Annotated in this window: 12 protein-coding genes; 4 read left to right on the top strand and 8 right to left on the bottom strand. The window is 37.6% G+C overall.

Annotated features, from left to right (window positions below):
- Positions 1-325, top strand: a 325-nt coding sequence (gene tnpA / locus FLS47_RS01740; RefSeq protein WP_149912676.1) for an IS200/IS605 family transposase, incomplete at its 5' end; no start/stop codon positions are given.
- 4 nt (positions 326-329) lie between these two features.
- On the opposite strand, the gene FLS47_RS01745 is transcribed toward tnpA, so the two are convergent.
- Positions 330-539 carry a hypothetical protein gene (locus tag FLS47_RS01745; protein ID WP_149912677.1) on the bottom strand — a complete coding sequence of 70 codons (210 nt, stop codon included), beginning with the start codon at positions 537-539 and terminating at the stop codon, positions 330-332.
- A 695-nt stretch (positions 540-1,234) separates the two neighbouring features.
- On the opposite strand from FLS47_RS01745, the gene FLS47_RS01750 reads away from it, so the two are divergent.
- Complete coding sequence (locus FLS47_RS01750) at positions 1,235-2,266, top strand: LacI family DNA-binding transcriptional regulator (protein ID WP_149912678.1); 1,032 nt, start codon at positions 1,235-1,237, stop codon at positions 2,264-2,266.
- 92 nt (positions 2,267-2,358) lie between these two features.
- Here FLS47_RS01750 and FLS47_RS01755 read toward each other — a convergent pair whose 3' ends face one another.
- From FLS47_RS01755 to FLS47_RS01785, 7 genes are all read right to left on the bottom strand, one after another.
- Positions 2,359-4,302, bottom strand: a complete 1,944-nt coding sequence (locus FLS47_RS01755; protein ID WP_149912679.1) for a RagB/SusD family nutrient uptake outer membrane protein — start codon at positions 4,300-4,302, stop codon at positions 2,359-2,361.
- A gap of 11 nt (positions 4,303-4,313) precedes the next feature.
- Positions 4,314-7,385: a SusC/RagA family TonB-linked outer membrane protein gene (locus tag FLS47_RS01760; RefSeq protein WP_149912680.1), complete on the bottom strand. Its 3,072-nt coding sequence runs from the start codon at positions 7,383-7,385 to the stop codon at positions 4,314-4,316.
- Between the two features lie 1,170 nt (positions 7,386-8,555).
- Positions 8,556-9,803, bottom strand: coding sequence for an alkaline phosphatase family protein (locus tag FLS47_RS01765; RefSeq protein ID WP_149912681.1), 1,248 nt, complete (start codon positions 9,801-9,803; stop codon positions 8,556-8,558).
- On the bottom strand, positions 9,803-10,615 hold the full coding sequence (locus FLS47_RS01770) for a metallophosphoesterase family protein (RefSeq protein ID WP_149912682.1): 813 nt from the start codon (positions 10,613-10,615) through the stop codon (positions 9,803-9,805). Before FLS47_RS01770 ends, FLS47_RS01765 begins: the two co-directional genes overlap by 1 nt.
- 1 nt (position 10,616) lies before the next feature.
- Positions 10,617-12,422 carry a RagB/SusD family nutrient uptake outer membrane protein gene (locus tag FLS47_RS01775; RefSeq protein ID WP_188347332.1) on the bottom strand — a complete coding sequence of 602 codons (1,806 nt, stop codon included), beginning with the start codon at positions 12,420-12,422 and terminating at the stop codon, positions 10,617-10,619.
- A 2-nt stretch (positions 12,423-12,424) separates the two neighbouring features.
- Positions 12,425-15,694, bottom strand: a complete 3,270-nt coding sequence (locus tag FLS47_RS01780; protein WP_223225088.1) for a SusC/RagA family TonB-linked outer membrane protein — start codon at positions 15,692-15,694, stop codon at positions 12,425-12,427.
- A gap of 374 nt (positions 15,695-16,068) precedes the next feature.
- A complete protein-coding gene (locus FLS47_RS01785; protein ID WP_149912683.1) occupies positions 16,069-16,884 on the bottom strand; it encodes an alpha/beta hydrolase in 816 nt (271 codons plus the stop codon).
- 141 nt (positions 16,885-17,025) lie between these two features.
- On the opposite strand from FLS47_RS01785, the gene FLS47_RS01790 reads away from it, so the two are divergent.
- Positions 17,026-17,586 carry a type 1 glutamine amidotransferase domain-containing protein gene (locus tag FLS47_RS01790; RefSeq protein ID WP_149912684.1) on the top strand — a complete coding sequence of 187 codons (561 nt, stop codon included), beginning with the start codon at positions 17,026-17,028 and terminating at the stop codon, positions 17,584-17,586.
- 95 nt (positions 17,587-17,681) lie between these two features.
- Complete coding sequence (locus FLS47_RS01795) at positions 17,682-18,155, top strand: OsmC family protein (protein ID WP_149912685.1); 474 nt, start codon at positions 17,682-17,684, stop codon at positions 18,153-18,155.
- The last annotated feature ends 109 nt before the right edge of the window (positions 18,156-18,264 follow it).

The following is an 18,264-nucleotide window of genomic DNA, read 5'->3' on the forward strand; positions in this document are numbered from 1 at the left end:
GTTACTTGTCGGTCAGTTAAAAGATGATATGCGTTCTTTTCTCTTAAACATTACTTCTAATTCAGATTTTCAAATTGAAGTGTTTGAATCTGATTTAGACCACATCCATTTTCTTATTCGTTATATCCCTCGTGTTTCAATTACTTCTATTGTTCGGAAGTTAAAACAAGAATCTACTTATTACATTTCGCGTTCACCACACAGGTCATTCTTATTTAAACATTTTTGCAAAGAACATACTTTCTGGTCTGATGGTTATTTTGTTTGTTCAATAGGTGAAGCATCTCCTGATACTATTCATGAGTATATTCTCAATCAGGGTTAGTCGCTTACATCCCACAGGCTAAACACCTGTGGGTTTTACGCTCCGTTTTATAAAACTGCATTATTTTTTCCCAAAATGATAGTGGAATAATTTCCAATTCCAATTTTTCAATTTGAGTTTTTTGAAAAGTCTTATCCATATATAGTACCGCAGTGATGACAGTACGTCTTTTTGTATTTTGCACTTCTGGATTGATACCAAATTTGGCGAACATATTGAACATTTCTCTATCTGTAGTATATACGAATTCGGTTAAGTAGCTTGTGTCGAATGTTTATGAAGTTGATTCTCTTCCAGAATATTTCGTAGTAATACATGAAGATTGATTTTATAGGTGTCTTTACCTTTAATTTGCAATATTTTGCTATTACCCTTTTCTCGATAAACAAATAATTTCCTTGTATAAGCAAAACGCCTAATAATAGCATTATTTACACGTACCGCTTAATTTAAAATTTTATTTACCTTACATTCCGTATTTATAGTTTTAGGTATGAGTGAAGGTAATGTGTTTGGAACACATTGGGTATTTTTGTGATGCGATTGATTTCTCTGATGTTATAGACTATTAAAGTCTTGATTGCCGTCAGCTTTATTAACTAAATTAGTCTCTATTTTTGTATCGCAAAATTCAACTTCGTCTATACTTTCTGTTATAATATATAGTATACAGACACAAAAAAAATGTAATATATGATTACTAAATTTTAATTACTATCAGGTATTTTTTACAACCCTATTTTATTGTATACTAGAATAAAACTGAACGTTCTAGAAAATAATTTTATGGTTTTTACAACAGTGTTCTAAAGAAAGAAATAAACCTATTATCACATAAAATCTTTAATTTGCAACCGATTGCAAACTATGCACTTTTTGTGTAATTTAGAGTAAACCAAAAACCTAAAAATGGAGAACAAGGAAATAACAATTTATGACATTGCAAAAGCACTCAGTATCTCTCCTTCCACAGTAAGTCGAGGTCTGAGTAATCATCCCGCAATCAATGGGAAAACAAAGAATAAAATATTAAAAGTAGCTCGTGATTTGGGTTACCAATCCAATAAATTTGCCAGTAGTCTAAGAAAGAAAAAAACCAATACTATAGGTGTTATTATTCCAAGGCTGGATAGTTTATTTATGTCTTCCGTCATCGCGGGCATAGAGAAAGTAGTCAATACAGCAGGTTACAACCTAATTATAAGTCAATCGCTGGAATCCGAAAAAAAAGAAAAAAGTAATGCGATGATAATGTTCAATAGTCGTGTGGACGGATTAATCGTATCCCTTTCTAATGAGACAAAAGATTACAGTCATTTTGAAAAATTTATAAATAAAAATATTCCGCTAATCTTTTTTGATCGCATAGCCGAAGAATTACCCTCTACAAAAGTGATAATAGACAATCAAAAGTCTGGATATATTGCTACGAAACATCTTATAGACCAGGGCTGTAAGAAAATATTGCATATGACTAGTAACATCCATAGAAATGTATACCGTGATCGCTTTGCAGGCTACAAACAAGCATTACAAGAACACGGAATCCCTTTTGAGGAAGATCTTTGCGTACTGAATGACTTGAGCGAAAATGCTATTGTAAATTGTATCAAATCGAAGTTTATTGATACTGGCGAACAGCGACCTGACGGAATTTTTCTTACAAGTGATTCAGCTGCTGCAATTGCACTCACCACACTTCGAAATAATGGTGTCAGAGTCCCTGAAGATGTAGCCATCATTGGTTTTAATAATGATATAATTTCCAAGGTAACCGAACCAGCTATAAGCACGATAAATTATCCGGGAAATAATATGGGAGAAAGCGTAGCTCACATTTTATTGAATCATTTAAATGGAGTCGGAAATCTCAATATTACCAATACTGTCGTTTTAAATACTGAATTAGTCGTACGTAATTCAACGTTGCGGAAAAAATAACTTTTTGTTCGGATAATAAACGAAGATTAATAAAACAGAAACGGACATCATATTTGATGTCCGTTTCTGTTTTATTAGAATTACGTTGAACTCTAATAACCAGGATTCTGATATGCTTTTTTCTCTTCAGGAGTCATTAGCATAGATTCAATTTGACCTTGCGGTATTGGGCGTAAGTAATGATGAGGTGCAATAGTTCTATTTACGGTTACAGCTTGATGATCGCCTTTGTTTGTTCCTGCAATTCTGTAAGAAGAAGCGAGATCATTCCATTTCTGTGTACGTACCAAATCATACCAGCGGTATCCTTCACCGAAGTATTCACGTGAGCGTTCTGCCAATATATAATCAATAGTTATAGTAGCAGGAGTCAAATTAGTCAATACAGCGCTGTTGTCAGCAACTTTTGCGACATTACCATTATTATCCCAACTCCATTTTCCAGCACGTGCGCGAATCACATTGACCAGGTCTCTAGCCGATTTACCTGATTGAATATTAGCACCTTTTACTGCAGCTTCTGCCGCAACAAAATATAATTCTGAGAATTTTGCAATATTGAAAGGTCGAGTACTCGCTGCGTTTGGCTGCCCTAACCCATTGCCATTATCCGTACGATAAGGCCCCAATTTCCATAATCCTGGATATACAATTCGACTGATGCCTTGCGGACCAACAACATAATCTGCTCTTCCAGGTAATGTTCCTGCGCCAATATTGCTAGAGCCAGTTCCGGAAGGATAATTAATCGCAGTAGCAGGCTCATCGTTTAAGAATGTCAAAATAGGTTGACCTGGTGCTACCGGTAAATTATTGGCATTATACAAAACAGGGTTTGACACACCTCCTTTTGGCCAGTTACCTCTATATACAGTAACAAAAGTTCCATCATAGCGCGAGTCATTTGCTTTATCTGCAAAAGTATTAACAATTGCGCCAATGGTTGGTGCCATACGTGTCCAAGGTCGTCCCAGGTGCTGAGCAGCTTCTCGTTGTACCGAACTCACAGGTCCAGATCCATCTGAATTAGTTCCGCTTCGTATATCCGTATAATTCCAAGTCATCATCCAGCCTGCAAAATTCTCTGGAGCTCCGCCGTTAGAATAAGTTAAGCTACTACCATTATAGAATTCACTAGTTTCCGTATGATCGGCATACAAAAGAATCTCATTGTTGCGATCATTAGTCCCACGATTTACATCATAATATGTTGGCTGCAAACCAAAAGGTCCAGGGTTATTAATTGCTTCGACAGCGATATCATATGCCTTTTGGTAGTACCATTGTGCATTATGTCCATCGGGATCAACTCTATCCGTTTGCGGATATGTAGGAATATTATTCGGATTTTCGAGCCACCATGCATAGGTTAGATACGCCTTAGCTAGGTATAATCGCGCGAGTGTCTTTGTAGCTCCTCCTGTGACACGGGCTGTTGCAGGAAGTTCCTCAATAGCAATAAGAAGATCAGGAAAAATTCCTTGGGTATACACTTCAGAAACCGTATTACGAACAGATGTGCGTACCGGACTTGTATTGAATTTTAAAACTCCTGCTCCTAAATCCAAAGGCACACCACCAAAAGTTTGTACCAATTTAAAATAATCAAAAGCTCTAAAAAATCTTGCTTCTGCAATTAGCGCATTCGAAACCCCAACATCAGCAGCATTTTCAATAATACCACTTGCTGTATTGATATTTGAAAATGCGGCTCCCCATAACACGTCAGCTCTACTGCTGGCAGGTGTGATGTCGCCTACTCCAGACAAATCCATGTCTTTGAAATTACCATCGGCACTTTGTGCCCATGTTACTTCATCAGTACCTGTTAGCGTGGTATTATAAAAATATGCTTGACCGTATATATATCTTAGGTGGGCATACATGGATGTCAAACCACCATATACTCCTTTTTCAGTCTTAAAAAAACCAGGTTCATAAATGCTTCGAGGTTGCTCATCCAAAATCTTCGAACATCCTGATGAACACAGCAAAACAGCTGCTGCTAATATTGTTTTTGTACGTATATATTTCATGTCCAAAATCTTTAAAATGTTAAGTTGATACCCATCAAATAGGTTTTCGTAGCTGGTGCATTGGTACCGATCGTCAATAATCTTCTCAAATTCTGTGAATATGCGACTGCAGCGTTTTCATTACCAAAAGAATTTGTTTCTGGATCCATACCTGATACATCCTTATAAGGTGAGAAGAGTACAAATGGATTCTGTGCGGTAACATATAATCTTAGTTTTGAGACACCTAAATCTTGAATCCAACGGTTGTTATCAAAATTATAAGCTAGCGATATCGTTCGTATTTTAAGATATGAGGCGTCAAAATACCCCAATGTACTACCGTATTTCGGATTATCACCACTAGCAATTCCCCCAGGTTTTGGAAATGCAGCACCTGTGTTTTCAGGAGTCCAATAATCAACCTTTACATTGTTACGACGACCACTCATCATATTTAAATAGCCGGATGAAGAATAAAGTGTACTGATTAATGTACCGCCATTTTTGAAAGCCGCTACAGTAGACAAATCAAAACCTTTGTAGGAAACTCGGGTATTGAAACCACCTTGGAATTTCGGCTCAATACTCATGATTTGTCTATCATCAGGTCCGATAGCACGTACTGGAGTTCCATCGGCATTATAGTCTCCCGTATATTTCACTTTAATCATACCAACATTACCTCCTGGTTCTAAAACACTTAAATGTGGATCCCCTTCTTGCCATAATCCTATTTTTTCATAATCATAAATTACATCAATAGGGTGTCCTACAAACCACCAGTTGTTTTCATCTCTCTCAGCACCAGAAGCTAGACCTACCAATTTATTTCTATTTGCATAAAGGTTCAGTCCTGCCTCCCAAGTCCAACCATTTTTGTTATCCACTATTACTCCATTTAGAGACAGCTCAATACCTTTGTTTTGGGTCTGACCAACATTTGCTGTATAGCTTCCTACCCCTGATGTCGCAGGTAATCCAACACCAAGTAATAAGTCTTTCGTGTTAGTCTTATAATATTCAATCGTTCCTGATAAACGGTTGTTCAATATTCCATAATCAAGACCGTAGTTAAATGTCTCTGAATATTCCCAACCTAACGATGGATTTGGTAATTCAGTCACATAATAGCCTGTAGAATATTCATCACCAAAATTATACGGGCGCGTACTCAAGCGTCCAAGTGTAGCGTAAGGTGCAACAGATTGGTTAGATGTTTGACCATAACCTAGTCTAAGTTTTAATGAGTTTACTACTGAAGCATCTTTCATAAAAGATTCGTTAGCGATATTCCAACCAACTGAGACAGCTGGATAGGTATGCCATTGGTGTCCTTTTGCTAATCGAGATGATCCGTCCGATCGAAGTGTTGCGGAAACCATATAACGGTTGTCATATGCATACATTACCCTACCCATCACAGACATCAATCCGCTTACACGGTAATTTTGTTCATTAGGATTTACAGTGATTTCTCCCGCTGCCTGACCCAAGTTATAGAACTGAAATGCATCCGCAGGAATATCTCGCACATTAACGCGTGAATCGTTATATCTGTTTTCTGATGCAGAATATAAGGCTACTACGTTGAAATTATGTTTTTGGTTAAACGTACGATCATACGTCAAAATGTTTTCTATCGCCCAGTCCGTAGTCATTGCATTGCCTATAGAAGCGGTAGATTCCGTTTCAGGATTGGTACTATTAATTCCACTTCCTGTGTAGCTACCACTATTGCTTTGACGATAATTCAAACCAAGGTTAGCTCTATATTTTAGCCCTTCAATTCCTGGAACACTAAATTCTCCGTACAATGTGTTGTATGTACCATAGGCTCTATTTTGACTTAACCATTGCTCTTTCAAATTGTTTACCACATCTTTTGAATAAGACCAAGGTTCATCCAAAGGCATTCGAATTGTTCTTTTCCAACTGCCGTCTTCATTATAGGGGTTTGCTATTGGAGACATGCTCAGAATACCGTAAATACCTACATTGGATCCTTGATTAAGACTAAAATTACTATTCGTCGTAAAACCTACACGGATGTGACTACCGATATTTTGATCCAAACTTCCGCGGATAGAATAACGTTTGTAGCCTTGCGTAGGTATTACGCCCAAGTCATTTAAATAGCCAGCATTGAAAGCGTACATGCCACTCTGAGTTCCACCAGTGACACCTACGTCGTGGCTATTCATTAATCCAGTGGTATACAATAAATCTTGCCAATCGGTATCCGTATCATCCGATTCGTCCAATGAATTACTGTATTGTCCAGCTGCTTTACGCAAAGCAGCGAATTCAGGACCATTCATCATCGGGTAGCGAGCAAACAGCTCTCTTATACCCGCAAAACCATTATAGTTGAACTTTGCATTCTGTCCCATACTACCTTTGTCCGTAGTAACTAATATTACTCCATTTGCACCTCTTGAACCGTATATAGCTGTAGCAGAGGCATCTTTAAGTATGTCTATACTTTTTATATCATTGGGATTAATGTCTGCAATAGAACCTGGGAAAGGTATACCATCCAACACGATTAATGGATCGTTACTTGCTGATAGCGAACGAGAGCCTCTTATTCTTACTTGCATTACTGCTCCGGGCTGTGAAGAGGTCTGCGTCATTTCTACCCCAGGTAGACGTCCTTGAAGCGCTTGCGAAATATTAGCAGAAGGAACTTCTCTTAACGCATCTCCCCGAATGGAAGATACAGAACCTGTGACTGCTTCGGCACGTTGTGTTCCGTATCCAACTACAACAACATCCTCTAGGCTCGTAGTTTGTGACGCTAAGGTCACTACAATTTCTGTCTGATTATCAACAGTAAAATCTTGGCTTATGTAGCCGACATAAGAAATATTTAATATTGTTCTGCCAGAAGGAATAGTAAGTGTGAACGTACCATCAGAAGCACTTGATGTACTGGTCGTAGTGCCTTTTACCTGAATGCTGGCATTGGCTAGTGCTGTTCCTTCCTCGCTAACTACTTTTCCTCGAAGCGAGCGCTGTGCGAGGGCAAGATTAGGGATTAACAACACCAAAGCTATGACGAAAATCAGCCTTGATAGATTGTGGGTTTGTTTTTTTTTCATAAGGTAGTGTTTAAAATTTCATTAGCACCTACATTGCCCAATCAATATAATATGCTCACGAGTGAGATAGTCCCAATTGCTTAAAGTAGATGACTAAGGTTATAAAGTTTATAATCTTATTAATTGAATATTTTAACTGGTTATCCGCTAATAACAATCAATTGCTCTTTGACATTAAATTCAAAGGAATATTATATAGTAATACAACATTGCAACCGATTGCATTATTAAGATAAAAGTAATTTATATTCTCTATTGACCTAGCAGATTTAACAAAATAATTACGTAAACGATTGCATAGTATGCTAGGAGATTAAATTATGGAGATTACTAGCGAGGAATTGTTGTGAAAAGATATAATGGGAGAAAGGTTCATTTGCTAATGTAGATTATATAGCGATTGAACCTTAGAAAATCTTTTGGTATTTACGAAATCTGATTTAGTAAGTTAGAGAAAAAATTCTCTCAAAGAATCAGAAAGAGTAGCAGTTGGTCTCCCCAATAGCTTTTCCATTGTCTCATCCACAATTTCATACAGACCATTTCTGACATCTTTAATCGTACCGCTGTGTAGATATATTGCAAAATCTGTAAATCCTCGCTCTTTTAATTGCTGATGGTAAATGTCTGTTGAGATATCATTATAATCCACCTGCTTACACCTAATATCTTTTAAAGATTTAGAAATATCAGAAAAGGAAGAGGCATGACTTCCTGTAATATTTTAAATTACATTTTCATGATTTGGTTGTAGTAGTAAATTTGCAGTAGCCTCTCCCATTTCTCGACGTAATACAAACGAGTTGTAAAAGCTTGCGGCTTTAGCGAGACTAAAAATAGTTAATAGATATTTCACTTCGTTCAATATTACAATGATTAAATAAGGTTCTGCTAAGGCGATATTTAGGATTTGTAAGGATTGTACTGGTATTTAAAACTTTTAATGTCATTCCGACCAAAGGAGGAATCTCTCAATTAAATTTTTTAGTAGCACATGCCAGAAGAAACGGCCTAGGTTGGTTTGGCGTGAAGAAATCAACGAAATTAAAAAGCTTGCGAGTTGAGCGAGACTACAGAATATCGAAGGCTTTAGCAGAGCTAATTGTAATAAAAAAGGCTATAGATATTTCACTATAGCCCTTAAGGTTACTTTAGGTTTAAACAATAGATTCATTGCAATACTACCCATCGATTGAGGGTGTTATTTTTGGCTTTTAATACAACTTTATAAAATTTCTTATTTTGTAATGTAAGCGGTAGTTTAATTTCTGCTTTTCTAGCTTTACTCTCTATTGTATCTAAGCTTATGTACTCATCAGTGCCCTTTGATTTGAAGTTATTAGTCGTGCAGATTAGTATTTCAACGTTTCCTTCTACTTCTAGGGGGGTCCATTCGACAGCTAACGTATTGTCTTTTAAACTAGCCCGTCCATCGGCAATAGATACCTCATCAATAAAGGGTACGCCATCCAGTTCATATTGTAATTCTTGTGGAATGTCCAATTGCATATGTCTTGCTAAAGACGGATAGATGTCCACTATCCCTGGGTTATGGGCATGATAATGTTTATTCAATCGTGTAGAATTGGTCGAAAACCAAATTGTACGCTCTCTATCGGTTTGTCTGCCATGATTAAATCCCGTCGCGACATCACGGCCATGATCGGTTATTATCACGACCATCCAATCTTCATTATGGTACTGCTCTCTGTATTTTACAGCGTTATATATATCCCCGACTTGTCTATCAGCCTTATGGATGGCGTCAATCATACCTGCACCATCTCCAAACATATGGCCCGCATTATCGGTATATTGTAGATAGACCCAACTGAAATCGGGAGCATCTTTACGTATGCTTTTCGAAGTTTCTTCGACTACCTTCTCGTCAATTTTACTGATGTATTGACCCTTATTATCATGCGGAAATGCAACAGTATCGTACTCATAACCGTCATAATGAATATCAAATTTGAAATTGTTGGTCTCCGGTTTTTCAGCACCAACTAATTTAGTACGGTTATCAAGCCAAGTGGAGTAAATTGCTAATTTGGAATTCGGTTTCAAGTTACGCATAAGCTTATAAAAAGTAGGGTAATTGTAATTTGGCGCTGTCAATTCATTATTCCACACGTTGTGCTTATTGCCCCAAGTACCCGTAATCATGCTGGTATAGCATACGGCTGAAATAGTTGGTGTCTCCGAATAACCACCACGTTCGCCACCCATGTAGGCGCGTGTATAGCCTCCTATCTTGCTAATCGCATCGATATTTGGTGTTGCGGTACGTTCGATGAGATCCGCTGGGATACCATCAACGATTACCACTATAGATTTTTTAACTCTGTTATCTGATGTTTGCGCTTGTGCTGTAGCAAACAATGCAAAAAGACTGTATAGTATTGTTATTTTTTTCATTAGTTATAATTCCAAGTAAATTCACCATTTGAATAATTCACGATTAATGCGCCAGGTTTTGTACCGTGGTAGTCACCACTCCACCAATTACCCGATACTGCACCAGCCGTAATAAAAGTTGTGCCCTTTACTTTTATCTCTTCGTATAAATGCATGTGCCCTTGTAGCACTAATTTGAGATTGTGGTTTTTGAAAAGGTCAAAAACTTCCTTTTGGTTAGAAAAAGTATCTGTATCAGTATATTTACCTGTCAATACAGGGTAATAAACTGACAAAAAAGGCACATGTGTACTGATTACTATAGGCTGCGAAGTAGGGATAGTAGCGATAAGATTTTTTAACCAATCCAATTGTACTGAATCAATAGCATATTTACTATTCACCACTTGTACACTATTCAACACAATAAATCTAACGTGTTTGTGCTCAAATGAATAGTACGTCTTGCCAAACAAATCCACAAACAAACTATCTGAATTTGCTGTAATAGCAGAAGATAACCTATCGTGATTACCTATAGTGGGATAAAATGAAGTTCCCTCCTGTTGAAAGATTTTTTTTAGCCCTTTGTACCTTTCAATAGCTTGAGGCATACGCTGCGCATTTTGATTGTCTATGTCAACATTGTCACCACCAAGCATGATGAAATCAACATGAGCCTTTGTGTCTTTGACACGCTGATGCACCAAGCTTAATGTGCTATCGCTACTGATATGCATATCCGTGAAGAATGCAAATTTGAAATCTTGCGCACTACTTAGCTGTATCGTTATACAGTTAATAAGTACGAGTATGGATAATCTTAACATCATATTACCAACCAAATATTTGAGTTAAATTAGAATTTAATCGTGTATCTATTGCAGGAATAGGACGATAGTAATGCTTAGGGTGTTCGAATTTACCTACTTCACTTACCACATCAATATACCCTTTATTCCCTTCAGATAAAAATACAGATACATCTTCACCTATCTTACCCACACGGTAATAGCGCAATACCTCTCCTACAGAGTTTGTTTCTTTTTGCTCTGGAATAGATGCTGAAGCAGGCAATAGCTCGATGTCAGGCACTCCATCACCTGTCAAATCATGCTTTCCTAGACCACTGAAATATAGTCCTTGTGGCTTTTTCTCCAACAATGTACCAGCTTTCCATCGCATCAAATCATTAAAACGAAATCCCTCGAACGCTAACTCCACACGACGCTCGCGACGTATTTCTAATATTAAATTTTGTTGTGCGCCATTCACTAGAGTGTATTGATTCTTCAATAGCGGATCGACAGATACAGTAGTAATCAAATGTGGCATTCCAACGCGATCACGCAAAAGGTTTATAGTCTTGTCCAAGTCTTGCTGTGTCATCGTGCCTAATTCAGCTTTCGCTTCTGCATAATTTAACAAGACCTCCGCATATCGATATAGCGGGATATCATTGTTGCGTCGACGCTCTAGGCTTAAAGTATTCAGAAAGCCTTTTATTTGATGGTATCCAGAGAAATTTTTAGCCAATTGTTGTACATAGATACCCGCACCTTGGGAATAGGTACTCGAATAAATCAATTCCCAACCTGGGAAAGCATAGGTCTGACTTAAGCGAGGATCTCTATTTTCAAATTCTTTGACAAATGAATTCGTTTGGTAAGCATTAGAGCTTGTATACGGTGTGCCATCTTTCATCAAATAGCTTTGCAACAGATCTCTTAATGGATAGTATTCGTAATTGCCAAACATACCTGGCCATTCCGAACCATTCAAAACGTTATCTGAATAAAATCTTCCTAATACAACCTCCTTATTAGTCTCTAAGTTATCACTGAAGAATAATGAACCATAATCTTCATTAGGCTTACCCGTATTGTGGATCTGAAAACCACCGTTATCCATTATATTGTTGGCTAGGGTAATCGTTTTTTCTAAAAGCTCGTTTGCAGTACTTTGAAGATTGAGTTCGTCATGGTACTTTCTAAATGTTCCTTCGTACAAAGTAAAACGACTATACTCTTGCAAGACGACCCATTTGCTTACACTTCCAGTCGCGGCTTTGTGAAATACATGCTGAGCTGCAAACTCAAAGTCTTCCATAATCTTTTGTACTACAAAGTCTCGTGCATCTCGTTTACCCAACAAAATATCTTCATCTGTAGTGGTGACCACTCTATCCACCCAAGGCACATCCGAAAAACGCTGTACTTTTTCTACATAGAATCGTGCTCTAAAATAACGACCTAATCCTTCATAGTGATTTAATTCTTCTTCAGAAAGGCCCGTAGTGGGTAGATTTTCTAGTAGAAAATTAATATCACGTAACCTATTCCAAGACCATCCTGTGGTAATAGTTTCAGCTGTAGCTGTACCCAGCATAATATTTTTTATCTCCTTATTTCCTGTTGTACTTGCGTTGTCTGTCGTGGCATCAGACTCGTAAAATTCCGTACCCGAATAATTATAAAGGTTATAGATGTACATTTCTAAATCATTGGCTGATTTAAAAAAGTTTTCTTTTGTGATAGCCGTTTCAGGCAAACGCTCTAAGTAACTGTCATTACATGCGGTAGTGATTTGTAGACTGCTAACTACCAATGCAAAGTATATGTATTTTGATTTTATATTCATGATTAAAAAGTTAATTGTAATCCACCTGAAAAGCTTCTTTGGAACGGATAGGTTAAGCCATTTCCTGCACGACCAGGGCTGCTAGTGGGGTTGGTATATTGATTTTGATTAATTGTTTCTGGATCAAAATAGTTTTTGACAGCTGACCATTCGGTGATGTTCTCTGCACTGAAATAAATGCGTAACCCTTTGATGGAATATTTATTTAGCAATGTAGGTGGTACAGTATAGCCTATAGTTAAGTTTTTGAAACGTAAATAAGCCGCATTCAATAAGTAATTTGTTTGTGGTATTGCTAAACCTTGTGATTGATCAATACGTGTTCCCAAATTTCGATCGGCCAACCAAGACTGTAATATAGGATATTCGGCATTCAGATTCTGATCAGCTAAGCCCAAGTCAATATAAGATTGGGAATGTTTACCTCTGTCGATGTCCGAGTCATTTTCGGGTCTATAAAAGTCCAACAAGTGACCGTACATATTGCCATAAGGTTGTTGGTACGCTCCCCAGTATAAATAATCTAATGGGTAATAATCACGTTTCCCTATACCTTGAAAGAAGGTACGTACGTCAAATCCTTTGTAGTCAAAGCTTAAGTCCAAAGCGAACTGATAACGTGGAGAAGTATTGCCAATAATCTTGAGGTCCTTGGTGTCTGATAGCATATAGCCCTTTTCAATGATGCCATTGCCATCCTGGTCTACATATTTTGGCCAACCTGGCACAATTGATAAAGCTCCCCATGGAATAATAGAAGTCTGGTCTAATTGGGCGATCTCCGCGGTGTTTGTAAATAAACCATTGGACTCCAATCCCCATATTTCCCCTAGTTCCATTCCTTTGTAATACTGCAGAATGGAATTATTAGGGTTATCAAACTTCGTGATCTCACTGACAGAATTAGACAGTATAAATTTGGCTGAAAAGCCTAATGGACTATCTGCCACACTAAATCTTTTGTTATAACCGACAGCTAGCTCCCATCCTTTTGTAATTAAATCAGCAGCATTCTCGTTTGGTTCGGATGCACCTAAGATATTAGGCAAATCTCGGCCTAATGTCAACATGCCAATCGTACGTCTACTGTAGGCGTCTGCTGTCAAGGTGATTTCATTGTTTAAAAAAGCAAGGTCTAAACCAATGTTGCTGGTATTAACTTTTTCCCAGGTATAGTTATCCGATACTAATGCAGGACTGTATATGGATAATGGTTTTTTACCATCAATTAAATACCCCAATTCATATGTGCTCATCGCTGGAATATAGCCGTAATTGGAAACAGATTGATTACCCAATTCACCATATGAACCACGAATCTTAAACATACTCATCCATTGGACTTGGCTCATAAAATGCTCTCTATCTAAACGCCATGCTGCTGAAGCAGACGGGAAGAAACCAAAACGTTTATTTTTTGGGAAGCGGGATGATCCATCATATCTTCCGTTGAATTCAACTATGTATTTGTCATCATAGGTGTAGTTAAAGCGCATGAAAGCGCCACGCAAAGCATAAGAATTGATAGCTTCATCTACAGTTGCTAATCCAGTTGCTAACTTGATGGTCGGAAACTGATCGGATATTAAACCTTGCTTTTCAGCAATGAAAGATTCAATGCGGTAATCTTCTTGGTTAAAACCAAACAATGCGGATACTTGGTGCTTGACAGCATAGGTTTGGTTGTAACTACCAAATATATTGTACACATTGTAATAGCTGAAGGCCGCCTCTCTATAAGCCGAGCTTTGCCCCTCTGTTCGAATATCATTCGGTCCAAAACCTATGTTGTACTGTTTGGTAAACCAATTGTAATTCATGGAATTACGTTGATAAGTGTAGTCTGCACTGATTTTGAAGATGTTCTTTAAAATATCCAAATCAACATTAAAAGTTGACTGCACATCATTTCTTTTCACAGTACCCTCTCCTCCATCTATCATACGTGCTGCAATACGACCTACTTCTGAATTTGCCCATGTCCCATCTGGGTTTTTGTCGAATGATGTAGGGAAAGAATTATAGATGTCAAAAAGATTATACTGCGATGGATTCTTACGATTCGTATTGCTAATTATGGTGTTATTACCGAATTTTAAAAAGTCAGTAACGGTGTAATTTACTTTAGAGCGTATAGTATAACGGTCAAAGAAATCATCTGCCAGCTTGATCGGTGAGTTTTGTCTATTATATCCACCGCTGAAATAATAATTTACTTTCTCAGATGATCCCGACAGCGATAAATCATGGTTATGTGTAGAATTCCAATCCGACAAAAAATATCGCGACCAATCGCGATTCCCCATGTACTCCCATTCCTTAGGATTCGATGGGTTAATTCTTACGCCAGCTACACTTGGATTGTCCGAACGTTCTTTAGCATACGCATAGTATTGATCCGAATAATTGACGTTATCCCAAGGTGTATTATCCGTACTCAGTTCCAGAAGTCTTGAGAATACATACGGATCTACAATCTTATTAGGCATGACTGTGGGAGTATTCCACGTAAAATTATTATTATAGTTGACTTTTAGGCTGCCCTTACCAGATTTGGTGGTTATTATGATGACACCAAATGATGCACGTGCACCGTAGATAGCGGCGGCTGAAGCATCTTTAATGATCGAAAATGACTCAATATCTTGAGGAGATATTCGATTTAATTCTGCAGAGCTTACAGGTACATTGTCTATTAAAATCAATGGCGAACCGCCATTGATAGAGGTAATACCTCGAATATTGAAATTTGCAGCTTCCCCGGGCGCTCCAGAATTAAACTGAATATTTAAGTTGGGTACCAATCCTTGCAGACCTTGCGACACATTTGCTATAGGTCTACTCGCGATAGCTTTCGCATCTAGATAATCAACGGCCCCAGATAGATTAACTTTCTTTTGGGTACCATAACCAACCACTACCACTTCATCAAGACTATCCGTGCTTTCTATTAACACGAATTGAAGTTGCTTACCATCATAAGCTATAGTTTGGCTCAAATAACCTATCGAACTAAAAAGAATAGAATCACCGTTTTCGGCCTTTATAGTAAACTCTCCATTTGCATTAGATTCTACCGTTTGATTTGTTTTCTGATTCTTAATTGTCGCAAAAGCAATAGGTTTACCAAATTCATTAACTATACGACCATTCAAATCTAGTGTCTGCAAAGAAATATGCACTTTACTTGTAGACTCTGCTTTCAACTCTTGTAGTGAAGATAGACTTAAGAGCATAATCAAAAATAACTTTGATCGATTTCTGATATTCATTTTCGGGTTTTATTAATTAATCACAAATCAACATAAGCAGGATTATGTAAATATTACAGAGACGTTAATAAAACTTAAACATATAACAAACAGCTTAACAGAGTGTTAATGTAATCTAGGAAAAAAACATGTGTCAGTGGAGACTGGAGCGAGGTTAAAAAGAGTTTTGTCCGCTATACCAGACTACTAAAAGGCTCAAGCCAGACTATATGAAGTAAAGATGTTGCTTCATCATTTTTCATAGCAATGGCGCAGATTTAATACGCAATTGTGAACGCAAGAGATTATTTCATAATATACTTAGAACATAGTTTTATACATTTCACTACGTTCAATATGACATAATATTACTGAGCTTTCAGCAATAGAAATCCTTATTTATTCCATTTCTTAATTGTCCTTAGCAATAAGGGATAAGCTGGATAATCCATATCGTGTCCATAGCCATCCAACTCATATAATTCGACATTGGTATTGCCGTGAAGTTTTAGCATACGTTGTAGATACGCATTCTCTTCGTAACGTCCCATCATTTCCAATTCTCTATCGCCAGTCAATAACAGCATACGCGGTACACCCTTCCTTACCCAATACAATGGCGAGAGTTCATCAATCTTCGGTTGCAATTCAGGCATGTCCATCTCTTTACGGGCAGTAAAGTGCGTAATAGTTTGTGAGCTAAATGATACCACGCCAAATAACTGTTGTACATCTATTCCTCGTTTTTGGAGGTAGTCTTGATTCAAGGTTACCATTAAAGAAAGATAAGCACCTGCGGAATATCCTCCTATGATTATTTTGTGTTTGCTACCACCCAATCGTTCGATATTATCGAATGCCCATTTCACCGCATCCGCCGCATCTTCAATGATAGCAGCAACCTTGGCTTTGGGTGAGAAACGATACCCTACTGATATGACAGCAATATCGTTATTCTTCAAATAAGAAGGAATCTCTTTGTTTCCCCCGGTCAATCCTCCCCCATGAAACCACAGCACTGTAACAAAATCCTTTTTGTTCTTGGGATAATAAACATCCAACTTACACTGCGCCAAACTGTACGCATCCTTATTGGGCGTATAGGTAATATCATTTTGTTGGGTATAAGTTGTTTCCTGCGCATAAGTAATAGACATATTGGACACGAAACTCAACACTAGGCATATAAAAGCGATAGTAAAGATTCTCATAGGTGCAGTGTTATAACGATTCTATTTGTGAATATCTAAATTACGAATAAAATATTGAAAATGAATTTAAGTTTTTTAAGCTGATTCCGAACTAAATGGTTAGAGTTTTGTTCAAAATAAGAGAACTAAAAAAAGTATATTATGAGAAAATTAGATGGAAGACGAATCGCAATTTTGACAGAAGATGGATTTGAACAAATCGAATTGACAAGTCCAAAAGAGGCTCTAGTAGATGCGGGTGCTCAAGTTGATATCATATCTCCGCAAGAAGAAAAAGTACGGTCTAAAAAAGGCGATGATTGGGATGAGGACTTCAAAGTAGATTTTCCTTTAGCAAGTGCCAATGTAGACGATTACGACGGGTTACTAATCCCAGGTGGTGTGATTAACCCCGACAAACTACGTGTAAATCAAGACGCTTTATCTTTTGTAAAAGCATTCTTTAGTGCAGGAAAACCTGTTGCAGCTATTTGCCATGGGCCACAGGTACTCATAGATGCAGAAGTTGTAGAAGGACGTAAAATCACTTCCGTAGGCGCTATCAAAAAGGATTTAATTAATGCAAAAGCACTTTGGGAAGACAGTGAGGTGGTCACAGATCAAGGCTTGGTAACGAGTCGTACCCCGGATGACTTACCTGCATTCAACAAGAAGATCGTAGAAGAATTTGCAGAGGGTATTCATAAGGGTCAACACGCCTAATAATGAAAATATTCATTATCTAAATATATTGGTAAAAGCTGTTTCTTAATTGAAATGGCTTTTATTTTTAAGAAGTTTGTTACTTTGTAATTGCAATGAAAAATAAGCATACATTTGAAGCGACACTCACTTGGGAGAAAATACAGCAGACAGCAGCTGATGCGGTTGCAATTTCAACAAAAAGCCATACTGTTCATATCCAAGGGAAAGCTGATCTGGCAGTATCTGCCGCTAAAGCCTTCAAAGGTGATCCATCCATGTACAATCCCGAAGATCTACTCTTGAGCAGTTTGGTATCCTGTCATATGATGTCTTATCTCTATGTCTGCGCCCAACATCAGATTGAAATCATATCCTATACCGATCATGCACAAGCTATCCTTGAAACTTATCCAGATGGATCGGGCAAAATTATAGAAGTGATATTAGCTCCCAAAGTGGTTATACAAGATAGTGCTACCATTGAGCTAGCAAATTCCCTACATGCGAAAGCTAATAAATTATGTTTTATCGCTAACTCTTGCAATTTCCCTGTGCAGCACCAGTCACAGTGTACAGCGGAATACTAAAATGGCGCACATACCTAAAGATAAAGAGCTGAATTTCTGTACACTTAAGACAATGGAGATTTAGATTCTGAGAATTTTAATTCGCTGAATTAATTTAGCTTTGCATATC

The sequence above is a fragment of the Sphingobacterium cavernae genome (assembly GCF_008520265.1).
GTDB classification, from domain to species: Bacteria; Bacteroidota; Bacteroidia; order Sphingobacteriales; family Sphingobacteriaceae; genus Sphingobacterium; species Sphingobacterium cavernae.

Bases quoted from the DNA above. Each gene is read 5' to 3' on its own strand.
- FLS47_RS01790 (WP_149912684.1), top strand. From the start codon at position 17,026: ATGAGAAAATTAGATGGAAGACGAATCGCAATTTTGACAGAAGATGGA.
- FLS47_RS01750 (WP_149912678.1), top strand. From the start codon at position 1,235: ATGGAGAACAAGGAAATAACAATTTATGACATTGCAAAAGCACTCAGT.
- FLS47_RS01785 (WP_149912683.1), bottom strand. From the start codon at position 16,884: ATGAGAATCTTTACTATCGCTTTTATATGCCTAGTGTTGAGTTTCGTG.
- FLS47_RS01745 (WP_149912677.1), bottom strand. From the start codon at position 539: ATGTTCGCCAAATTTGGTATCAATCCAGAAGTGCAAAATACAAAAAGA.
- FLS47_RS01775 (WP_188347332.1), bottom strand. From the start codon at position 12,422: ATGAATATAAAATCAAAATACATATACTTTGCATTGGTAGTTAGCAGT.
- FLS47_RS01770 (WP_149912682.1), bottom strand. From the start codon at position 10,615: ATGATGTTAAGATTATCCATACTCGTACTTATTAACTGTATAACGATA.
- FLS47_RS01760 (WP_149912680.1), bottom strand. From the start codon at position 7,385: ATGAAAAAAAAACAAACCCACAATCTATCAAGGCTGATTTTCGTCATA.
- FLS47_RS01795 (WP_149912685.1), top strand. From the start codon at position 17,682: ATGAAAAATAAGCATACATTTGAAGCGACACTCACTTGGGAGAAAATA.
- FLS47_RS01755 (WP_149912679.1), bottom strand. From the start codon at position 4,302: ATGAAATATATACGTACAAAAACAATATTAGCAGCAGCTGTTTTGCTG.
- FLS47_RS01765 (WP_149912681.1), bottom strand. From the start codon at position 9,803: ATGAAAAAAATAACAATACTATACAGTCTTTTTGCATTGTTTGCTACA.
- FLS47_RS01780 (WP_223225088.1), bottom strand. From the start codon at position 15,694: ATGAATATCAGAAATCGATCAAAGTTATTTTTGATTATGCTCTTAAGT.